Raw genomic sequence first — 5,978 nt, 5'->3', positions numbered from 1 at the left:
CCACCCAGAGCGCTGGGGAAAGAGGTCGACAAGAAACTGGGATCTAGCTGATGAGGTCTGGTTGAATCCCGACAGGCCTGCTGATGAGCAACTAAGCAAAGCTGCTTAAGTTGAGGCGACAACTATGTTGACAAACACCGTGAGAAGCAAACCGAAGAAGCACAGGCCTCTCATAACACACTACAGACCGAAACTATCCGCCTTCATGAGAAATTCGCTGCCAGCCAGCAGGAAGCCGGACGCCTGCGGGATGACATGAACAGGATCTCTCAGGACAAGGAACGCCACGCAGATGAAGCCTCACGCTTACTTGGCCTGAATCAACAGTTGAAAGAGGAACTGGCCGACGCCAGGCAGCAGGCCGACACCCAGCGACAGGAAGCCACGCAGTACAAACTGGAAGCCGGAAACCTGAAGAGTCAGCTGGAACAATCCAAAGCCGATCAGGAACGCCAGCAAACCACCCTTGAGCAACAACAGGCAGAGACTATGAAGCTGAAAACCATTGAGGCCGCTCTGAGCTCCCGGGTGGATGACCGAAACATCAAGATCAAGCAGCTGGAAACTGAACTGTCTACTCTCCGGAAGGATAAGCAGGAGGACACCCAGCAGATAGCCACGGCCAATGCTGAACGGGATGCCGCCAAAGCCAGAATCAGGGAACTCTCAACGGAATGCGGTGAACTGCGTCAGGAAAACAAATCAGTACTGCTACTCAACGCCAGTCTGAAGAAAAAGGATCAGGATCAGGACCAGAATCAATAATTCGTCATCACTACTGGCAGATGCAGAGGATCATCTGGCCGACACAGCCGCATTTTAAGACCTCTCTTAGCTGCCTTTGGTGATATACGGGAAATGTTACGCATAACAACCAAAAAACGATCAGATCGGCTAAGTGGAGCTCTAATGTGCTATCTCCTGTCAGCCCTCATGGGTTTATAGTCAAGCCACCCTGACAGCCGGTTATAAGCCTCAATTGCCAGAGGATTTTCCGTTCGCCTCTCACATCGCCGGTTCCGGATCCGCCTGGCCAGCTCATCAATGACGTCGTAAGGATCCGCCTTACCGGTCATGGCCAGCCACTCCAGATCCAGAGCTCCATAGAGAATAAAATCAGTAATCATGGTTAAGTCCTCTCAGGGAAATGAATTGAATTCAGAGAAACCACTGTCTCTCCGAAATTCCTTCCCCTTCCCTTTGGGACACACACGCGGCCGACGCACACGGACAAGAACCTGACCTGAAAGTTCAATCAGTTGATGAAGGTTCACTCTATTGGGGTCACGCCATAGAAAGGAAAAAATCGTACGCTAAGCTGACAAGCCCTTTTTTTTCTACCATCGCACCGGTACTTTTTTTGCAGCTCCTGTCGTGATTTTTACCAGCTCTATCGTCCCATTTACCACATCCGGTGATCTGCCTTACCGGCAGTTGCTCTTTTTATTGAACCATCGTTTTTTTTATCAGTCTAATCCGTATCACCTATTAACTATTAACTTATACGGATGTTCTTTTATGGATGCTGTTTCAAGCCCATCTTCTCCGGCCTCTATGGACACCGAGGTCGCTGATCCTTGTCTTGTTTGTCTTCAGGATTTCTATGGACGTGAGGTGGCTCCGGTTATTGTTGAGCCTCGCCAATGTCAACACCGCTATGATCTGGACTGTATCACTGATTGGTTTCAGCGGCAGCCGCTGAATAAACGAGTTTGCTCTTGCTGTCAGAAACCGGCATTACCTTTGCGGGTGGTGTCTGGTTCGCCTGACACGACGAACCCTTTTATTCGGAATGAGGCACTAGGGGCCTTGTATCAGGGGGATACTGAGAGATTGGCTTCCATGTTGGCCAGTGAACCTGAGCTGGCGTCAAGGTCTTTTCATGATCCGGAGTTTGATGATCTAAAGACCTTGCTGCATGCCGCAGCACAGCAAGGCCGCAAGCCGGTCGTTGAGCTTCTGATCGAGAAGGGCGCCAACGTCAATGCCTGCCGAAGCAATGCCGGGATGGAGAATGGCTTCACTGCCCTGATGTCCGCAGCAGAGAACGGCCACAAGCTGGTCGTTGAGCTTCTGATCGAGAAGGGCGCCAACGTTAAGCCGGGATGGAGAATGGCTTCACTGCCCTGATGTCCGCAGCACAGCAAGGCCACAAGCCGGTCGTTGAGCTTCTGATCGATAGGGGAGCAAATGTAGGTACAAAAACAGCAACCGGTGATATAGCTTTATTTTTGGCTGCTAAAGGTAATCATTGGAATGTCGTCAGGATGTTGATCTGACATTACAGTCACATTCTCCCGGTGAATATGGCTTTAAAGTGCTGCCACCGGGTCAGCTTGCGTTCTGGTTCATTTTCGCTTGATTTAAGCTGCTTTTTACCAGATCCAGCCTGAACCATTGCCTGCTCCAGTTTTGCACTTATTTCTTTATTATTTTCAGCCAGAATTCGGTTCTCGCCCTGCAATCCAGCGAACAGCTTATCCTGCTCCTGAACTTTTGCTTTCAATCGGGCGATTTCGCCTTGTAGATCGCTCAGTTTTTGCTGTTTCTCATCAGCTTTTCGCTTACTGGCATCATCCCTGAACTGCTTATAGGGGTCACGCCATAGAAAGGGAAAAATCGTACGCTAAGGGACCTTCACTCAGGAAAGATGTCTCGCAAACGCTGGTTTATTAGAAGCATGCAGTTTAAGTTGAACGCCCCGAAAGATAAAGGCTACAGCTTCTCAAAAAGTATTCTCGATAGATTTTCTCATTTCATGACCTACAGGTTAGTTTCGAGCAAAAATCAATGTAGGTATATTTTTGGTCAAGTTGCATCTATGTCCTGATTACCAAGGGATTGAGCTTCTTAGCGTACGATTTCTCCCTTTCTATGGCGTGCCCCCTCTATTCAGGATGCGTTCGCGGAATGTGTGATTACTAAGGACACCACTCCATCCGGTACCCGATACCGATCAACCGAAAACCCTGAAAGACTGCCCTGAACAGGACGATACAAAAGATTCATAATTGATTACTTAAGAGCCGGTTCTGATAGACACCGGTTTTTTTTATTTCTAGAAATTTCGTTTCTGGAAGTCCAAAAAAAATGAAGTTTTTCCATACGTATAAATGAATGGAAACTTTCAGAATTTCCATACATGAAACACCTAAACCAAGAAAACCCATGTATGGAAATTTCCCAAATATTCCAAACACAAAAATCAACGATCAAAATAAGCCGATTTGAACAGCTTCCTTAATGCTGGCAGAGCCCCATAACTAAAATAATAACGGTGAAATCAGAAATCGAGATAAGCATGGATAAACAGCAAATTCCGGTCAGAGCCCCCAAAGACAAGGTTCTGTCCTATATCCTGTGCCTGCACCAGTGGATCAGTAATAATCAGCTGGCACGGTACCTGAAGGATCCGGAGAGGAGTGTTCAAGCACTGCGCACATTTGAAGAGAGCCAACAGGCAGATCTGGACCCGGAAACCCTGAACCAGTGGTGTGACACCTGGTTATCTGAAAACGGCTGGGAACAACTACAGGACAACGCTAACCGGTACCACCACCGACAGAAGGAAGGCGCCAAATACAAGGCAGAAAAGGACATCCATAAATGTATCCTTGGAAATAGTTTTGATATTTTGTGGGTGTCCTATTCTTTAGTTCTATTCTTTAGTTTTTTTTGACCTTTTCTTCCAAATCCCGACAACGTTCCTTTAAATGTGCATTTTCAAGCCGAAGCCCAGCATTCTCTTCTAAGAGCGCAGCATTTAACAAAATCGCAGAAGAGTCTTGATCCATGTTGGCTTGATGTCAGGAAAATTATTGTGTAACAGAATGGTAGAAAAATCAGAAAAATCCAGATCTATATGGGGGGTGCTGAACAGTTACAATTCGAGAATATTATCGACTGCTGATGCTTTGATTATAAAAGAGTTGGAACTTACTCCTTAGCTTGCAGTCAAAATATTTGATAGCAAACTATCACCTACCTAACATGAAAATCAACCACAAGATAGGAAGTATAAAATGGTAAATGTAGCGACAGGCCCATCAGAAAGATTATATATAGTCACTTTAGCAGACAACATAGCATACTCTGATGATGCAGACCTTAACGAAACTATGGGTGGTGTGTGCGGAATCTGCAATTCAGTAGCATTTGGAAAAGCGGTGGAGTGTGTACATGGTGGATGCGGAAAATTTATATGCATACTCTGTTATAATAGTGATATAAATAAACAACAACAAATAATAGGACGGAAAGTAGCAATAGAAATAACGCAACCGAAAGATCAACGAGAAGCTGTAGATAAAACATTAAAGTGTGCAAGCTGCAGGAACGTAATAAGCGGCCAGTTGGAAAAAGACGTTCGAAGGCGAACAGCGACTAGTCCACTGTGTATGTCGGAAACGCGGGTTAATTGTATGGCGTGCAATGAGTCAGTGATGGGAAAAAACATCGACCAGCATTTTGAGGCTAAGCATCCCGGTACAACCGGAATTATGAGTGTTCCTGAACATATCAAGAAGATAATATGTCATCAAAATCAAAAAATCCATGACACCCCGATTGCAGGGACCTGTAAAAAAATAACTGGAACCGGTGTTGTAACAGGTACTCAACCTGTAAACGCACAACCCAGGGCAGCTACGGCAAGCTTAATGCTTGAGCTAATCCAGCGTATACCAAAAATGAAAGTACAAGATGTAAATCTGGCATTAAATAAAGACACCATAGAAGGGAAGACCAATATAGTTTACCAGGATGATTTAAACACGACGATAAGCAATGAAGATCTGGCTTTGAAATTAAGCGGCTTGATGACTAGTCCAGGTGCAGCCGAAATAATTATGGGATGTTTTAAAAATCACATGACGCCAGAAGATAAACCTTTGTTAATTAGCTATTTTTATCCAAAGCTTATTTCATGCCTGGATAAGGATGAGCGCTTAATAAGTAGACTAAACCAAGTGGAACCTATGGAAGTTCCTGGAGGTTCTGCCCCTCACAAAAAATATGATACTACCTACATGACTGAATCGATTTCTACATTTTTTGATAGAAAGTTCAGACAACAAAGAGAAGGCATGATTAAGGTAGAAAATTTCATAAGTAATTGCACAGAAACGCAACTTGGGCAGATATTAGCGAGAATGGGCGCGGCATATCCCCAGTACCGCAATTTATCAATGGCTGAAATGCAGATATACTTGTTCAAGCAATTTTCTCGAGGAATAATCACGTTGAATTCATTAATTGGTATAGTAGAATCGATGCAAGACAACAATGCATTATTACTTGAAATTTTGAAAGCTGATATAGATCCTACACAAAATGACCTTCACCTCATCCCTAAAGAAGTACAAGAGAAGCTTGCGTTTGAGCCAGACAAGGACTTGGCAAATAGTATGAAATCAAGAATGTATAAGAGTCTTATAACCACTTTTGTGGATAAATATAAAGATACCTTTCAGTTTTACATACTTGTGCGTGCGCTTTGTCAACACCTTAGCCAGGCAGAACAAGCGGAATCTTCTATATTTGCTGTTAACAATTATATTATGAGGGGGGGGGGACTAAAACAATTTGTAACTTACCTGGTCGATACGGGTTTTTTTTCGAAATCTGTCATCAAACTTACCAGTGCGTTTTTAGACGGTAAATGAAGTTGGTTTAATGGCTCCGGACTCATAGAAGCATTAGAGAGGCATTAGGAGGCAGGAGGCAGGAGGCAGGAGGCAGAAAAGGACATCTATAAAAGGCAGAAAAGGCAGAAAAGGACATCCATAAATGTATCCTTGGAAATAGTTTTGATATTTTGAAAGGCAGAAAAGGACATCCGAGCCTGTAAATAATTCTGTGTAAACGCCCACAGTTGTTTATAGTTTAAATCGGTCTGGAAACATGATTTCAAACCGACTCATAGCCGCTTTCCAGTTACGTATAGGCATTGTCCATTTGGTTGATGCCCTTTCCATAGC

The 5,978-nt window shown here is 44.4% G+C and carries 7 protein-coding genes; 5 read left to right on the top strand and 2 right to left on the bottom strand.

The window, feature by feature from the left end; all coding sequences use genetic code 11:
• The first annotated feature begins 255 nt into the window (after positions 1-255).
• The gene (locus RM811_RS17860; protein ID WP_402527029.1) at positions 256-765 is read left to right on the top strand and encodes a hypothetical protein; all 510 of its coding nucleotides are present in this window, start codon (positions 256-258) and stop codon (positions 763-765) included.
• Between the two features lie 149 nt (positions 766-914).
• Here the strand turns inward: RM811_RS17860 and RM811_RS17855 are convergent, their stop codons facing one another.
• Positions 915-1,127 (bottom strand): hypothetical protein, encoded by a 213-nt coding sequence (locus RM811_RS17855; RefSeq protein WP_402527027.1) that lies wholly within the window; start codon positions 1,125-1,127, stop codon positions 915-917.
• A gap of 391 nt (positions 1,128-1,518) precedes the next feature.
• On the opposite strand from RM811_RS17855, the gene RM811_RS17850 reads away from it, so the two are divergent.
• Complete coding sequence (locus RM811_RS17850; protein WP_402527025.1) at positions 1,519-2,130, top strand: ankyrin repeat domain-containing protein; 612 nt, start codon at positions 1,519-1,521, stop codon at positions 2,128-2,130.
• Entirely contained in the window at positions 2,130-2,279 is a 150-nt protein-coding gene (locus RM811_RS17845) for an ankyrin repeat domain-containing protein (RefSeq protein ID WP_402527023.1), read from the top strand. Before RM811_RS17850 ends, RM811_RS17845 begins: the two co-directional genes overlap by 1 nt.
• Before the next feature lie 8 nt (positions 2,280-2,287).
• On the opposite strand, the gene RM811_RS17840 is transcribed toward RM811_RS17845, so the two are convergent.
• Positions 2,288-2,506 (bottom strand): hypothetical protein, encoded by a 219-nt coding sequence (locus RM811_RS17840; RefSeq protein WP_402527021.1) that lies wholly within the window; start codon positions 2,504-2,506, stop codon positions 2,288-2,290.
• 795 nt (positions 2,507-3,301) lie between these two features.
• On the opposite strand from RM811_RS17840, the gene RM811_RS17835 reads away from it, so the two are divergent.
• Positions 3,302-3,679, top strand: coding sequence for a hypothetical protein (locus RM811_RS17835; protein WP_402527019.1), 378 nt, complete (start codon positions 3,302-3,304; stop codon positions 3,677-3,679).
• Positions 3,680-4,022: 343 nt separating this feature from the next.
• Positions 4,023-5,663 carry a hypothetical protein gene (locus RM811_RS17830; RefSeq protein WP_402527017.1) on the top strand — a complete coding sequence of 547 codons (1,641 nt, stop codon included), beginning with the start codon at positions 4,023-4,025 and terminating at the stop codon, positions 5,661-5,663.
• The last annotated feature ends 315 nt before the right edge of the window (positions 5,664-5,978 follow it).

Origin of the sequence: Endozoicomonas sp. (genome assembly GCF_031844845.1) — a bacterium.
Taxonomy (GTDB): domain Bacteria; phylum Pseudomonadota; class Gammaproteobacteria; order Pseudomonadales; family Endozoicomonadaceae; genus Endozoicomonas.
This window is presented reverse-complemented; position numbering and strand designations above follow the sequence as displayed.

Bases quoted from the DNA above. Each gene is read 5' to 3' on its own strand.
- RM811_RS17860 (WP_402527029.1), top strand. From the start codon at position 256: ATGAACAGGATCTCTCAGGACAAGGAACGCCACGCAGATGAAGCCTCA.
- RM811_RS17830 (WP_402527017.1), top strand. From the start codon at position 4,023: ATGGTAAATGTAGCGACAGGCCCATCAGAAAGATTATATATAGTCACT.
- RM811_RS17835 (WP_402527019.1), top strand. From the start codon at position 3,302: ATGGATAAACAGCAAATTCCGGTCAGAGCCCCCAAAGACAAGGTTCTG.
- RM811_RS17845 (WP_402527023.1), top strand. From the start codon at position 2,130: ATGTCCGCAGCACAGCAAGGCCACAAGCCGGTCGTTGAGCTTCTGATC.
- RM811_RS17850 (WP_402527025.1), top strand. From the start codon at position 1,519: ATGGATGCTGTTTCAAGCCCATCTTCTCCGGCCTCTATGGACACCGAG.
- RM811_RS17855 (WP_402527027.1), bottom strand. From the start codon at position 1,127: ATGATTACTGATTTTATTCTCTATGGAGCTCTGGATCTGGAGTGGCTG.